The following is a 14,085-nucleotide window of genomic DNA, read 5'->3' as shown; positions in this document are numbered from 1 at the left end:
GCGATTAATAAATAACCGGTAAGGATGCAAGGCATTTTTACAAAACGTGAGACAATCGGTCTTGCGAAATATGAAACAATTCGTGCGTCAGATAGAGGATTGGTATGGATACGCTACAAAACATGCGTGTATTCGTCCGGGTGGTGGAAGCGGGCAGCTTCACGGGCGCCGCGCAGCACCTGAATACGACCACGGCTTACGCTTCGCGCGCGGTTTCAGATCTGGAAGCGCACCTGCGCACGCGGCTTCTGAATCGCACGACGCGCCGCATCGCGCTCACCGAGGCGGGCGAGCGCTACCTGCAACGCTGCGAGCAGATCCTCGCCTACGTCGATCAGGCGGAAGCCGAGGCCGGCGACGCGCATGCGCGCCCCTCGGGCAAGCTCAAGGTCCATGCCATGACGAGCTTCGGCCAGCACTATGTGGTGCCGGCGGTGGGGCAGTATCAATTGCTCTATCCGGACGTGCATGTGGAACTCACGCTCGCCCAGCGCATGCCGGACCTGCTCGACGAAGGCTACGACGTGGCGCTCGTGCTCGCCACCGATCTGCCGGATTCGGGATTCGTGTCGCAGCGCATTGCGAGCGCGTTCAGCATTGCGTGCGCGTCGTCCGCGTATCTGGAAAAGCGCGGCGTACCGCAAAGCCCCGCCGATCTCGCGAACCACACCTGCCTGCAAATGGTGACGCCGGTGTTCCCCACCGCGCAGTGGCAGTTCACCGGCCCTGAAGGCCAAACGAATATCGATCTCGGCACGCCGACGTTCCAGGTGAACGTGGCCGAGGCGATGGCCGTGGCCGTGCGTGAGGGCATGGGCGTGGGCCTCCTGCCGATCTATTCGGCGATCAGCGGGCTGCGCAGCGGCGAGCTTCAGTGGATCCTGCCGGAGTACAAATCGCAGGAGATGAACGTCTACGCGATGTATCCGTCGCGCCAGTATCTCGACGCGAAGATCCGCACGTGGGTCGAACTGCTGCGCGAGAACCTGCCGTCGACGCTCGCGCGCGACCAGGCCGAACTGCGCCGCTTCGCGCGCACCTGAGCCGCCGCGGCTTGATCGACGTCATGCGCGGCGTGCGCGTTGTGACAGGCTGTTACAGCTTGCGCAGATCGCAACACTTCCTTACGCCCGGCGGCGCTTCGGCTTGATAAGGTAGCGAAACTGTTTGACGCCACCTGATATCTGCCAGCACCGAGGACTTACATGGATACGCATCTGATGATCGGCATCGCCGTGATGATGGGCCTGATCGGCATCGCGGCATCGCGCGATCTGCTGCGCATGCGCCGCGCGCAGCTTCAGCCCGCGACGCTGCGCGTGCGCCGCGACGACACGCGCCTGCGCTAAAGCGCGCGCCGCTGTTTCCCCCCTGTTTCCCCGCTAGATTTCCACCACCTTGTCCCACGCAAATGCCGGATTCTCCGGCATGCCCGTGCGGCGGTCGCGATAGCCGCGCGGGTTGCACACCACGCGCGTGCCGTTGACCGTGTAGTCGAAGCACGTATGCGTGTGACCATGCACCCATAGCGCAACCGGCGCGCGCACGAGCGCGTCGAGGTCGTTCACGAATCCCGCCGAAACGAGATCGTCCGCATAGCGCGGAGCGAGGCTCAGCCTGTGCGGCGCGTGATGCGTGACGACGATCGTCTCCCCCGCGAACGGTTTGGCCAGTTCCGTTTCGAGCCACGCGCGCGAGCGCGCATGCAGCGCGAGCGAGTCGGCCGGCGTGAAGTCGCGCGCGCCGGCTTGCGGGCTCGCGGGCCACGACACCTGGATCAATCCCTTGAAGTCGAGCATCACGCGCAGCGCGGCCGTCATGGCGGCTTCGCGCTCGGCCGCGCTTGCGCCGAAGAGCGCGAAGTCGGCCCACAGTGTCGTGCCGATCACGCGAAAGCGGCCCGCCGGATCGACGTAGACGCCGTCGTTGAGAAAGTGCACGTGGTCGAGCGTCGCGGCCGCGTCGCGCATCGCCGTTTCGAGCGCGCCCAGTTCGCCGTCGTAGTACTCGTGATTGCCGGGCACATACACCACCGGCACTTGCGGATCGAACGTTTCCGCGGCCCAGCGCAGCCCGAGCCCGTGATTATGAATGTCGCCCGCGAGCACGACGAGGTCGGCCTGCGCGTGCGGGATCGTGTCGGGCTCGTCGTTTTCCAGATGCAGGTCGGACAACACGCGAATCTTCACGGTTCTGGCTCCTTTCTCGATCAGCCCAGCACTTTCCCCGGATTCATCAGGTTCAGCGGATCGAGCGCGGTTTTGATCGCGCGCATGAGCGCCAGTTCGACCTCGCTCTTGTAGTGGATGTTTTCCTCGACCTTCAATTGCCCCAGACCGTGCTCGGCGCTGATCGTGCCGCGATGGCGATCCACGCTGTCGTAGACGATGCGGTTCAGCGTCTTCTCGTTCTCGGCGAGAAAACGCTTCGGGTCGCCGCCTTCGGGCGCCTGCACGTTGTAGTGCAGATTGCCGTCGCCGAGATGGCCGAAGGTGACCATGCGCGCGCCTGGCACCGCGCGCGCGATTTCGGCGTCGGTTTCCTCGATGAAGTGGCCGATGCGCGAGATCGGCACGCCGATGTCGTGCTTGATGTTCAACCCTTCCTGCGCCTGCGCGAGCGGAATGTGCTCGCGGATGTTCCAGAACGCCTGGGACTGCGCGAGGCTTTCCGCGACCACGGCGTCTTCCACGAGACCTTGTTCGAGCGCGTCTTCCATGAGCCGCTCGAAGAGGGCGCGCGCGTGCGCCTCGCTCTCGTTGTCCGACAGTTCGAGCAGCACGACCTGAGCGTGATGCTCCGCGAACGGATAGCGCAGTTGCGGGAAATGGCGGCCGACCAGCCGCATGCAGAAGTCCGACATCAGCTCGAAGCCCGTGAGCAGCGGCCCCGCGTAGCGCTGCGCGAGCGCGAGGAAGTCGAGCGCCGCATGCGCCGAGCCGAGCGCCGCGAGCGCCGTGACGCGCGCGGCCGGTTGCGGGTGCAGCTTCATCACGGCGGCGGTGATGATGCCGAGCGTGCCCTCGGCGCCAATGAAGAGATCGCGCAGATCGTAGCCGGTGTTGTCCTTGCGCAGCCCGCGCAGGCCGTCCCAGATCTCGCCTTGCGGCGTGACGACTTCGAGGCCGAGACACAGCTCGCGCGTGTTGCCGTAGCGCAGCACACCGGTGCCGCCCGCGTTGGTCGAGAGATTGCCGCCGATCGTGCAACTGCCTTCGGCCGCGAGCGACAGCGGGAAGAGGCGGCCCGCATCCTTGGCGCGCGCCTGGACTTCGGCGAGGATCACGCCGGCTTCGACGGTGATCGTGTTGTTGTGTGCATCGATCTCGCGTACGCGGTTCAGGCGGCGCAGGCTCAGCACGGCTTGCTTGCCGCTCGCGTCGGGCGTCGCGCCGCCCGCGAGGCCCGTGTTGCCGCCTTGCGGCACGAGCGCCACGCGGTGCGCGTGCGCGAACTTCACGACCGCAGCGACTTCCTGCGCGTTGGCCGGGCACAGCACGGCGAAGGCCGCGCCCTGGTAGCGGCGGCGCCAGTCGGCGAGGTAGGGCGCGGTGTCGTGGGCGTCGGTGAGGACGTTCTGCGTGCCGATTGCGGCGGCGCAGGCGTCGAGAAAGTCCTGAGAGGCGTGCGGGGTGGAGTCGGTCATGGTGTCTCGGTGTGGCTTGCGTGGCGCGGCGCGATTTTCATTGGGAGCGCGTCAGACTGAGGCGTTTAGTGTGACACGGCGCAGGCCGCGGCGCAGAGAGGGGGCGAGCAGCATTCGGGCACCCGGCGAGACACAGCCAGACACAACTCAGACACCGTCGCGCTTCGCGCGCCGCGCGGCGCGCTTGTACGGCGCGACGTAGGCGAGCGCGCACACGAAGAAGCCGAGCGCGAGCGTGACCTCGATCCAGCCAAGCCGGTTGCCGGGCGCGGGATCGGTCATGCCGCGCACGATGCCCTCGGCGAAGTAGAGCAGCACGAGCATCGCCGCCCACTGCATCGTGTAGAGACGCCGGCGCAGCACGCCCGGCAGGGCGATCGCCAGGGGCAAAGCCTTGAGCACGAGCGCGCTGCCGCCGGGGCGCAGCGGCGCGAGCCGCCATTCCCAGGCGAGGCACAGCAGCGTGAGCGCGGCAAGCGTCGCAAAAGCGCCGAGCGCGGCGCCACGGCGCGGTGCGTTGGGCGCCAGGGCGTCGCGCGGGTTGGCGCTCACGGCCGCTCGCCCGGCTCGCCCTTGGCGAGCGCGAGCGCCGCACGCGCGAGTCGTGCGCCGAGCGCGCTTGCGAGCGTTTTCTCTTCGTTGCTCAGGCCGTGGCCGCGCGCATCCGGGCGCGCGTGATGCGACGCGCCATACGGCGTGCCGCCGCTCTGCGTGGTGGTGAGCGCGCTTTCCGTGTACGGGATGCCCACAAGCAGCATGCCGTGATGGAGCAGCGGCAGCATCATCGAAAGCAGCGTGCTTTCCTGGCCGCCGTGCAGGCTGCCGGTCGAGGTGAACACACACGCGGGCTTGCCCGCGAGCGCGCCCGAGAGCCACTGGGGCGTGGTGCCGTCGAGGAAATATTTGAGCGGCGCGGCCATGTTGCCGAAGCGCGTGGGTGAGCCGAGCGCGAGACCCGCGCATTCTTCGAGGTCGCGCAGTTCGACGTAAGGCGGCCCGTCGGAAGGGATATCGGGCGCGGTGGCCTCGCAAACCGTCGAAACGGGCGGCACCGTGCGCACGCGCGCTTCGGCGCCGGGAATGCTGTCGATACCCTGGGCGATCGCGCGCGCAAGCTCGCGGGTTGCGCCATGTCGACTGTAATAGAGCACAAGAATCGGTTTCATCGGGCCTCGTCGGTGGACGGGATATTATAGGGGCTGGGTTGGCCGCCCATGCGGCGCAGCGCTCCAAAGCGCAGCGCTAAAAGCGTCGCGCGGCGCGCGGCCTGGCATGTGAAAAACAAACGGTGATGAGCGTAGTGAAAGTGGTGTTGAAGGCCGTGTTGAGCGCGGCAAGCAAGGCGGGCGAATGAGCGATATGCGGGACATGATGCGTGAGCTGATGTCGAAGGTGACGATCGATCTGGACATCGTGAAGCGGCTCGCGCGCTTCGCGGCGCGGCGCAGCCGCGAGGATCGCATCCCGCAGGTCGCAGGCAGTCTCACGTTCACCACGCTGCTCTCGCTCGTGCCGCTCGCCACGGTCGCGTTCGCGCTCTTTACGGCCTTTCCGATCTTCGCGTCGTTCCAGAATTCGCTCCAGGCCTTTCTCGCCGACCACCTCATGCCGGCGCAGATCAACAGCCAGATCTTCAAATACCTGAACCAGTTCGCCTCCAAGGCCAAGGGTCTCACGACGATGGGCATGATCGTGCTCTTTGTCACCTCGGTCATGACCATGATGACCGTGGAGTCGGCTTTCAACCTGATCTGGCGCGTGCGCAAGGCGCGGCCGTTCGCACAGCGCGTGCTGGTGTACTGGGCCATTCTCACGCTCGGGCCGATCCTGATCGGCGTGAGCCTCTCGATCTCGTCGTACGTGTTCACGCGCTCGGCCGTGATCGCCACCGAGCAGCATGTTTCCGGCATCCTCGACCTGCTGCTCATGGGCGCCTCGCTGCCGCTCACGGCGCTCGCATTCACCATGCTCTACGTGTACTTGCCGAACTGCCGCGTGCAGTGGCGCGACGCGCTGGTGGGCGGCATTGCCGCGGCCATCGCCTTCGAGGCCGCGAAGCGCGGCTTTGGCTATTACGTGCGGCGCATTCCCACCTATACGGCCGTGTACGGCGCGTTCGCGGCCGCGCCGATGTTCCTGCTCTGGATGTACCTGAGCTGGTTCATCACGCTCGTGGGCGCGATGATCACCTCGGCGCTGCCCGAAATCCGCACGGGGCGTTTCGACCGGCCGCGCTTTCCCGGCAGCGACCTGCTCGACGCGCTCGAATTGCTGGCGGGACTCGCCGAGGCGCGCGAAGCGGGCGAGCCCGGCCGCACGGCCGAGCAGCTCGCGCAACTGCTGCGGCGCGATCTCGCCACGGTGACACGGCTTGTCGACGGCCTGGAAGAGGACGAGCTCGTCGCACGCCTCGAAGAGGAGGACCGCGGGAAAACGCTGTTTCTGCTGATTGGCAATCCCGCGCGTATATCGGTGGCCCGCGTCTTCGACCGCTTCGCGATCGATCGCGAGGAACTGGCCTATCAGCTCAAGTCGAGCAGCATCGACGCGCCCATGCTGTTGGGCGCACTCGACAACGACAAGCTTTCGGTCTCGCTCGCCTCGTTGCTCGCGGCGCGCCGCGTGCCGGCGCTGGCGGAGGAACATCCGCCGGTGCTCCCGCATCCGGCGGCGTGATGCTGCGTTGATTCAGAGGGAAATCTTGCCGCGGCAGATATCCGCGAACATGACCCAGTCGCCCATGAGGCTGTAGATGGGGTGGCGGAAGGTGGCCGGGCGGTTCTTCTCGAACCTGAAATGCCCGACCCAGGCGAAGCCGTAGCCGCAGACGATGGCGGCAGGCAGCCAGAGCCAGTTGCCGGTGGCGATGGCCATGGCGACACAGCCGATCACACCGAGCGACCCGATGAAATGCAGCCGCCGCGAGATGGGATGGCTATGCTCGCTCAAATAAAACGGATAGAACTGCGCGAAGCTCGCAAAGTGCTCGTCGTGTGTGGTGGGATGCATCGTCTCCTCCTTTGCCCGCGGGTGTGCGAGAGGCTGGCGGGGATGGTTCGGTGCATCCATTTTGCGGCGTTCCGCACGACCGTGCAACCAGGCCGAATGGCCATGACGGGACCGTGCCGCGTCATGGTCCCGGACGCCGCTTTTCAGCCGTTCCCCACGCGCGGCGCTTGCTGCGTTGCAAAAGCGTAGAGCGCGTCGAGGGTCGCGTCGGGCTGCTCGGTCATGAGCGCGTGGCCCGCGTCGAGCGTCACCGTATCCACGGGCGCGCCCGCCTGCGCTAACGCCTCGCCGAGCGCGCGCGCCGCGCGCGGCGGCGTCATCGCGTCGTGTCGGCCGACGATCAGGCGCACGGGACAGCGCACCTTCGCCGCGCTCGTGAGGCCGTCCGCGTAGGCGTTGCAGGCGGCGAAATCGGTATGGAAGAGCTGTGGCTCGCCGCGCGCCGAGGCGCGCTCCATGAGCCGCTGGTTCATGCCGCGCAGCCAGAAGCCGGGGCCGGGGCTCGACGGTTTGGCGGCAAGCGTGGAGTGCGACCACGCGTTGACGAGCGCGATCGCTTCCGGCTCGCGCTCGCGCGCGGCTTCGAGTAGCGTAGGCGCGACCGCCATCGGGAAGGCCGTGGCGAGCAGGGCGATGCGCTGCGCGCGCGCGGGGTGGCGAGCGGCGAATTCGAGCGCGATGAGCGAGCCCATGCTGTGGCCGGCGACGAAGGCCTGCTGCACGTTCAAGGCGTCGAGCAGCGCGGCGAGCCAGTCGGCGAGCGCGCCGATGCTCGTGAGCGCCGGCCCGGCGCTGCGCAGGTGGCCGGGCAGATCGACGGCCAGCACGTTGAAGCCGTGATTGGCGAAATAGCGCGATTGCAGCGCCCAGACGCTATGGTCGTGCTGCGCGCCGTGGACGAACACCGCGAACGGCAGCGCGCGGTTGATCGGGCGTGAGGCGGTGTAGGCGTAGACCGCCTTGCCGTCGACTTCGACGATCATGACGCCTCCTTCGCCTGCGGCTTCGGTTCCTGCGATTTTTGCGACGCCTTCAGGGCGCGCTTGAGGTCGTCGATCAGGTCGGCGGGGTCTTCGAGGCCGATCGACAGCCGGATCGTGCCTTCCGCAATGCCGGCGGCGGCCAGCGCCGCCGCGTCCATGCGGAAATGCGTGGTCGAGGCGGGGTGGATCACGAGCGAGCGCGCGTCGCCCACATTGGCGAGATGCGAGAACAGCGTGAGCGTTTCGATGAAGCGCTTCCCAGCCGGGCGTCCGCCGCGCAGGTTGAAGCTGAACACGGCGCCCGCGCCGCGCGGCAGCAGGCGCTGGGCGAGGGCGTAGTCGGGGTGGCTCGGCAGCTCGGGCCAGCCCACCGATTCGACCGCTTCGTGCGCCACGAGAAATTCGACGATGCGCCGTGCGTTCGCCACATGCCGCTCCATGCGCAGCGGCAGCGTTTCGATGCCTTGCAGCAACTGCCAGGCGGCCTGCGGATGCAGGCACGCGCCGAAGTCGCGCAAGCCTTCGCGCCGCGCGCGCAGCAGGAAGGGCGCGACCGTGCTTTCCTCGCTGAACACCATGTCGTGAAAGCCCGCATAGGGCTCGGTCAGCTCGGGAAAGCGGCCCGACGCGTCGAAATCGAAGGTGCCGCCGTCCACCAGCACGCCGCCGATCGTCGTGCCGTGGCCGCCGAGAAATTTGGTGGCCGAGTGATAGACGAGATCGGCGCCGTGCTCGAAGGGGCGCAGCAGGTAAGGCGTGGTGAAGGTCGAATCGACGAGGAGCGGCACGCCGTGTGCGTGCGCGATCTGTGCAACGGCCTCGATGTCGAGTACGTCGAGCCCCGGATTGCCGAGCGTCTCGCCGAACAGCAGGCGCGTATTGGGCCGCAGCGCGGCGCGCCAGGCGTCGAGGTCGCCTGGCTTCACGAAGGTCGTTTCGATGCCGAAGCGCGCGAGCGTGTAGTGCAGCAGGTTGTGCGAGCCGCCATAAAGCGCCGCCGAGGCGACGATGTGCGAGCCCGCGCCCATCAGCGTCGCGATGGCGAGATGCAGCGCCGCCTGGCCGCTCGCCGTGCCGATCGCGCCCGCGCCGCCTTCGAGCGCGGCCACGCGCTCTTCGAACACGGCGACGGTCGGGTTCGAAATGCGCGAGTAGACGTGGCCCGCGCGCTCCATGTTGAAGAGCGCGGCGGCGTGGTCGGTGTCGCGAAACGAGAACGAGGTGGTCAGGTAGATCGGCGTCGCGCGGGCGCCGGTGGCGGGGTCGGGCGCCGCGCCGGCATGCAGCGCGAGCGTGTCGAAACGGGTGTCTGGCGTCGATGACATCGTGGCGGCGCGGCCGGCGCGAACCGGCTTCGGGTCGAGGGTGTTGGGCATCGTAACACCGGCGCCGCGGCGCGGGGGCGCTTTGGCCGGCGTTTTTCGGGCCGGATGACAGCGCACCGCCGCGGCGGCCTGCGGGGCGCAAAAGCCCGCGCCACGGCCTTCGGCAGACGATTGCGCGGCGGCCGCGCGGCTTTCCTTTTAACACTCTTTCCGCTAGGATCGAAAACAGGTAGGTATCTTTTCAGCATCTCCCCCAATATTTGCGGCATTTCTGGAGACACATCATGCGTGTCAGCGACATTCTCAAGGTGAAGGGCAACACGCTCTTTACCGTCACGCCCGACACTGCGCTGCACGACGCAGTCAACACCATGGCCGAGCACGACATCGGCTCGCTCGTGGTCATGGAATACGGCGATCTGGTCGGCATGCTCACGTTCCGCGAGATCATCCTCACGCTGCGCACGAACGGCGGCAGCGTCGGCACCACGACGATCCGCAAGGTCATGGACGACCACCCGATCACCTGCACGCCGGAAACGGAAGTCGACGAAGTGCGCCGCATGATGCTCGAGCATCACGTGCGTTACCTGCCGGTCATGGAAAGCCGCTCGCTCATGGGCGTGATCTCGTTCTACGACGTGGCGAAGGCCGTGGTGGAAGCGCAGGGCTTCGAGAACAAGCTGCTCAAGGCCTATATTCGCGACTGGCCGGAAGAGGAACGTCAACCGGCACGTTGAGCGCCGCTCTCCTTCAGCCAGGTTGAAATCAACTTCGGCCAGCATGCAAAAGCGCGCGTCAAGCGCGCTTTTTCGCGTCTGGGCCCCGCAAATTCTGTCAGTGCGATTCTGATTCGATAAACGATAGACCGATGTCCACGGCACAACGCAACGAGCAAAACCAGCGCAATGAGCGCAACCGGCGCAACGAGGCGGAGCCGGCTTCGCAGTTCGCGCTGCTGCGCCAGCGCCGCTTCGCCCCGTTTTTCTGGACGCAGTTCCTCGGGGCAATGAACGACAACGTCTTCAAGATCGGCTTCACCTCGCTCGTCACGTATCAGGCCGCGCGCTTTTCAGGTGTCGATCCGAAGACGGTGGCCTTTCTCATCTCGGCCATCTTCATTCTGCCGTTCGTGCTGTTTTCCGCGACCTCGGGCCAGGTTGCCGACAAGTACGACAAGGCCATGCTCACGCGCTGGGTCAAGACCTTCGAGATCGCCGTCATGCTGATCGGCGCAGCCGGGTTCTGGATGCACAGCGCGCCGCTGCTGTATGTGTGCACCTTCCTCATGGGCGTGCATTCCACTGTGTTCGGGCCGGTCAAGTATGCGTACCTGCCGCAGCGGCTCGCCCCCGACGAACTGGTTGGCGGCAACGGGCTCGTCGAAATGGGCACCTTCGTTGCGATCCTGCTCGGCACGATCGTCGGAGGTGTGGCGGCGGGCATCGGGGCGACGGACGCCGCCACCGTCACCGACGGGCCGCCGCTCGGCGCCTGGTGGCTGGGCGGCATGTGCATCGTCATTGCGCTCGTCGGGCGCGTGGCTTCCTCGTTCGTGCCGCCGTGCGAGCCTTCGCAACCGGGCCTGCGCATCAACTGGAATCCGTTTTCCGAGACCTGGCGCAATCTGCGGCTCGCGCACGGCAACCGCACCGTGTTCCTGAGCCTGCTCGGCATCTCGTGGCTCTGGTTTGTCGGCGCGACATTTCTCGCCTCGTTCTTCAACTTCGCCAAGGACGTGATGTCGGCCGATCCCGACGTCGTGACCGTGCTGCTCGCGATGTTTTCGCTCGGCATCGGCACGGGCTCGCTGCTCTGCGAGCGGCTCTCGCGGCGGCGCATCGAGGTCGGCCTCGTGCCGCTCGGCTCGATCGGCATGAGCGTGTTCGGCATCGACCTGTATTTCGCGAGTCACGGGCTGCCCGCCGCGCCCCATCTGCTGTCGGTGAGCGAGTTCCTGCGCACCGCCGCGCACTGGCGCGTGCTCGCCGACCTGTTCCTGCTCGCCATGTTCGGCGGTTTCTACAGCGTGCCGCTCTATGCGCTGATCCAGAGCCGCAGCGAGCCGAGCCATCGCGCGCGCATCATCGCCGCGAACAACATCCTCAATTCGCTGTTCATGATCGCTTCGGCGCTCATGGCGATGGGGCTCACGGGCGCGGGCGTCGGCATTCCCGGCATCTTTCTCGCCACGGCGCTGCTCAATATCGTCGTCGCGGCCTATATCTACACGCTCGTGCCCGAGTTCCTGCTGCGCTTCGTCGCCTGGGTGCTCGTGCATACGGTCTACCGCGTGCGGCTCGTGCACACGGAGCGCATTCCCGCCGAAGGCGCGGCCGTGCTCGTCTGCAATCACGTGAGCTATGTCGATGCGATCGTCATCATGGCCGAGAGCCCGCGGCCGATCCGCTTCGTGATGGATCACCGGATCTTCCGCTCGCCGTTCCTCGGCTGGGTGTTCCGTCACGCGAGGGCGATTCCGATCGCCCCCGCGCACGAGGACCCGACCGCGCTCGACGCCGCTTACGACGCGTGCGCCGCCGCGCTGGCCGAAGGCGATCTCGTTTGCATCTTTCCCGAGGGCAAGCTCACTCGCACGGGCGAGATGAACCCGTTTCGCCACGGCGTGACCGAAATCCTCAAGCGCTCGCCGGTTGTGGTCGTGCCGATGGCGCTGCGCGGGCTGTGGGGCAGTGCATTCTCGCGCTTCGCGGCCTCCGGGCAAGAGCGGTCCGAACGGCCGTTGCGGCGCGGGCTCACGAGCCGGCTCACGCTGGCGGTGGGCGAGCCGATTGCGGCGGCCGATGTGACGCTCGCGCGCTTGCAGGAAACGGTGGCGGAGTTGCGCGGCGCACGGCGCTGAGAGTGCGGCTTTTGCCGGGCCGCTCGCCCGGCTTCATGTCCGACCGGACGGTCGGGCGTGGCCGCGCTCAGGCTGGCATAATGACGGATTCCCCGATTCACTTTGGACGACCGCCATGTCCGGCAACACGCTCGGTACGCTTTTCACCGTCACCACCTTCGGCGAATCCCACGGCCCGGCCATCGGCTGCGTCATCGACGGCTGCCCGCCCGGCCTGGCGCTCACCGAGGCCGATATCCAGATCGATCTCGATCGCCGCCGTCCCGGCACGTCGCGTCACGTCACGCAGCGCCAGGAAGCGGACCAGGTCGAGATTCTCTCGGGCGTATTCGAAGGGCGCACCACGGGCACGCCCATCGCGCTCCTGATCCGCAATACCGACCAGCGCAGCAAGGACTACGGCAACATCGTCGAAACCTTCCGCCCCGGTCACGCCGACTACACCTACTGGCAGAAGTACGGCATTCGCGACTATCGCGGCGGTGGTCGTTCGTCGGCGCGTCTCACGGCGCCCACGGTCGCGGCGGGCGCGGTCGCGAAGAAGTGGCTGCGCGAGCGCTTCGGCGTGGAAGTGCGCGGCTACATGCGCTCGCTCGGCGAGATCGACGTGCCGTTCGTGAGCTGGGAGCACGTGCACGAAAATCCGTTCTTCGTGCCCAACGCCGATGTCGTGCCGCAGCTCGAGGACTACATGGACGCGTTGCGCAAGGACGGCGACTCGATCGGCGCACGTGTGAACGTCGTGGCGAGCGGCGTGCCGGTGGGTTGGGGCGAGCCGCTGTTCGACCGGCTCGACGCCGACATCGCGCACGCCATGATGGGCATCAACGCGGTGAAGGGCGTGGAGATCGGCGCGGGTTTCGCGAGCGTCGCGCAGCGCGGCTCGGTGCACGGCGACGAGCTCACGCCCAACGGCTTTCACGGCAATCACGCGGGCGGCGTGCTCGGCGGCATCTCGACGGGGCAGGACATCACCGTTTCGGTCGCCATCAAGCCGACCTCCAGCATCCGCACGCCGCGCCGCTCGATCGACAAGGCAGGCGAGCCCGCGACGGTCGAGACCTTCGGCCGCCACGACCCGTGCGTGGGCATTCGCGCCACGCCGATCGCCGAGGCCATGCTCGCGCTCGTGCTGATCGATCACGCGCTGCGCCACCGTGCGCAGAACGCCGATGTCGTTGTGTCGACGCCGAAGATCGCAGCCAGCGACGAGTGATCCGAACGGCGCGAACAGCGCCGCACTGGTTGTGCAGGCAACAAAAAAGCCGCTTCAGGCGTGAGCCCGAAGCGGCTTTTTCTCGTGCTCCGATCTTACATGTTCGGATAGTTCGGACCGCCGCCGCCTTCCGGCGTGACCCACACGATGTTCTGCGTCGGGTCCTTGATGTCGCAGGTCTTGCAGTGCACGCAGTTCTGCGCGTTGATCTGGAGGCGATCGCCGCCGTCGTCTTCCTTCACGAACTCGTAGACCGCCGCCGGGCAGAAGCGTGATTCCGGGCCCGCGTAGGTGCGCAGGTTCACGTTCACGGGCACGTTCGCGTCTTTGAGCGTCAGGTGCGCGGGCTGGTTTTCCTCGTGGTTCGTGTTGGAGATGAACACGGAGGAAAGCCGGTCGAACGTGAGCTTGCCGTCAGGTTTCGGATACTCGATCGGCTTGCACTGCGAGGCCGGTTTCAGCATCTCGTGATCGCGATGCTGGTGATGCAGCGTCCACGGCACGTTGCCGCCCAGCAGCTTCTGCTCGATACCGACCATAAACGTGCCGAGATACAGACCCTTGCTCATCCACTGCTTGAAGTTACGCGCCTTGTACAGTTCCGTGTAGAGCCACGACTGCTTGAAACCTTCGGGGTACTGCGTGAGTTCGTCGCTCTGACGGCCCGCCTGCACGGCTTCGAATGCCGCATCGGCGGCCAGCATGCCGGTCTTGATCGCCGCGTGGCTGCCCTTGATGCGCGAGGCGTTCAGGAAGCCCGCATCGTCGCCCACAAGCGCGCCGCCCGGGAACACGAGCTTCGGCAGCGACATCAGGCCGCCCGCCGTGATCGCACGCGCGCCATACGACACACGCTTGCCGCCTTCGAGGTACTTGCGGATTTCCGGGTGCGTCTTGTAACGCTGGAATTCCTCGAACGGCGAGAGATACGGGTTCTGGTACGCGAGGCCGACGACAAAACCCACCATCACCTGGTTGTTGTCGATGTGATACAGGAACGAGCCGCCGTAGGTGTCCGATTCGAGCGGCCAGCCGGCAGTGTG

Annotated in this window: 14 protein-coding genes; 6 read left to right on the top strand and 8 right to left on the bottom strand. The window is 66.6% G+C overall.

Features of this window, described 5'->3' with window-relative positions; genetic code table 11:
* The first annotated feature begins 104 nt into the window (after positions 1-104).
* Both C7401_RS40570 and C7401_RS45240 read left to right on the top strand, forming a co-directional pair.
* Positions 105-1,043, top strand: coding sequence for a LysR family transcriptional regulator (locus tag C7401_RS40570; RefSeq protein WP_112177687.1), 939 nt, complete (start codon positions 105-107; stop codon positions 1,041-1,043).
* A 162-nt stretch (positions 1,044-1,205) separates the two neighbouring features.
* A complete protein-coding gene (locus C7401_RS45240; RefSeq protein WP_165842121.1) occupies positions 1,206-1,349 on the top strand; it encodes a hypothetical protein in 144 nt (47 codons plus the stop codon).
* 33 nt (positions 1,350-1,382) lie between these two features.
* Here C7401_RS45240 and C7401_RS40565 read toward each other — a convergent pair whose 3' ends face one another.
* The 4 genes from C7401_RS40565 to wrbA form a co-directional block, all read right to left on the bottom strand.
* The gene (locus C7401_RS40565; protein WP_112177686.1) at positions 1,383-2,189 is read right to left on the bottom strand and encodes a metallophosphoesterase; all 807 of its coding nucleotides are present in this window, start codon (positions 2,187-2,189) and stop codon (positions 1,383-1,385) included.
* 20 nt (positions 2,190-2,209) lie between these two features.
* Entirely contained in the window at positions 2,210-3,646 is a 1,437-nt protein-coding gene (locus C7401_RS40560; protein WP_112177685.1) for an FAD-binding oxidoreductase, read from the bottom strand.
* A gap of 147 nt (positions 3,647-3,793) precedes the next feature.
* On the bottom strand, positions 3,794-4,198 hold the full coding sequence (locus tag C7401_RS40555) for a DUF2069 domain-containing protein (protein WP_112177684.1): 405 nt from the start codon (positions 4,196-4,198) through the stop codon (positions 3,794-3,796).
* Positions 4,195-4,812: an NAD(P)H:quinone oxidoreductase gene (wrbA, locus tag C7401_RS40550; RefSeq protein WP_112177683.1), complete on the bottom strand. Its 618-nt coding sequence runs from the start codon at positions 4,810-4,812 to the stop codon at positions 4,195-4,197. Before wrbA ends, C7401_RS40555 begins: the two co-directional genes overlap by 4 nt.
* A 217-nt stretch (positions 4,813-5,029) precedes the next feature.
* On the opposite strand from wrbA, the gene C7401_RS40545 reads away from it, so the two are divergent.
* Positions 5,030-6,322: a YihY family inner membrane protein gene (locus C7401_RS40545; RefSeq protein WP_112177734.1), complete on the top strand. Its 1,293-nt coding sequence runs from the start codon at positions 5,030-5,032 to the stop codon at positions 6,320-6,322.
* Between the two features lie 12 nt (positions 6,323-6,334).
* On the opposite strand, the gene C7401_RS40540 is transcribed toward C7401_RS40545, so the two are convergent.
* The 3 genes from C7401_RS40540 to C7401_RS40530 all read right to left on the bottom strand — a co-directional run bounded on the left by C7401_RS40540 (position 6,335) and on the right by C7401_RS40530 (position 8,963).
* A complete protein-coding gene (locus C7401_RS40540; protein ID WP_112177682.1) occupies positions 6,335-6,655 on the bottom strand; it encodes an Mpo1-like protein in 321 nt (106 codons plus the stop codon).
* 143 nt (positions 6,656-6,798) lie between these two features.
* The gene (locus C7401_RS40535; RefSeq protein ID WP_112177681.1) at positions 6,799-7,638 is read right to left on the bottom strand and encodes an alpha/beta fold hydrolase; all 840 of its coding nucleotides are present in this window, start codon (positions 7,636-7,638) and stop codon (positions 6,799-6,801) included.
* Positions 7,635-8,963 (bottom strand): O-acetylhomoserine aminocarboxypropyltransferase, encoded by a 1,329-nt coding sequence (locus C7401_RS40530; protein WP_112177733.1) that lies wholly within the window; start codon positions 8,961-8,963, stop codon positions 7,635-7,637. Before C7401_RS40530 ends, C7401_RS40535 begins: the two co-directional genes overlap by 4 nt.
* A 284-nt stretch (positions 8,964-9,247) precedes the next feature.
* Here C7401_RS40530 and C7401_RS40525 point away from each other — a divergent pair, with 284 nt between their 5' ends.
* From C7401_RS40525 to aroC, 3 genes are all read left to right on the top strand, one after another.
* Positions 9,248-9,703: a CBS domain-containing protein gene (locus C7401_RS40525; RefSeq protein ID WP_112177680.1), complete on the top strand. Its 456-nt coding sequence runs from the start codon at positions 9,248-9,250 to the stop codon at positions 9,701-9,703.
* A 131-nt stretch (positions 9,704-9,834) separates the two neighbouring features.
* Complete coding sequence (locus tag C7401_RS40520; protein WP_112177679.1) at positions 9,835-11,826, top strand: MFS transporter; 1,992 nt, start codon at positions 9,835-9,837, stop codon at positions 11,824-11,826.
* A gap of 115 nt (positions 11,827-11,941) precedes the next feature.
* Positions 11,942-13,042, top strand: coding sequence for a chorismate synthase (gene aroC / locus C7401_RS40515; RefSeq protein ID WP_112177678.1), 1,101 nt, complete (start codon positions 11,942-11,944; stop codon positions 13,040-13,042).
* A gap of 95 nt (positions 13,043-13,137) precedes the next feature.
* Here the strand turns inward: aroC and C7401_RS40510 are convergent.
* The coding region (locus tag C7401_RS40510) for an electron transfer flavoprotein-ubiquinone oxidoreductase (protein ID WP_146758081.1) at positions 13,138-14,085 on the bottom strand (948 nt) is incomplete at its 5' end.

Source organism: Paraburkholderia unamae (assembly GCF_003268775.1).
Lineage (GTDB): Bacteria > Pseudomonadota > Gammaproteobacteria > Burkholderiales > Burkholderiaceae > Paraburkholderia > Paraburkholderia unamae.
Note: the sequence above shows the minus strand (reverse complement) of the source record. Positions and strands in the feature narration are given on the sequence as shown.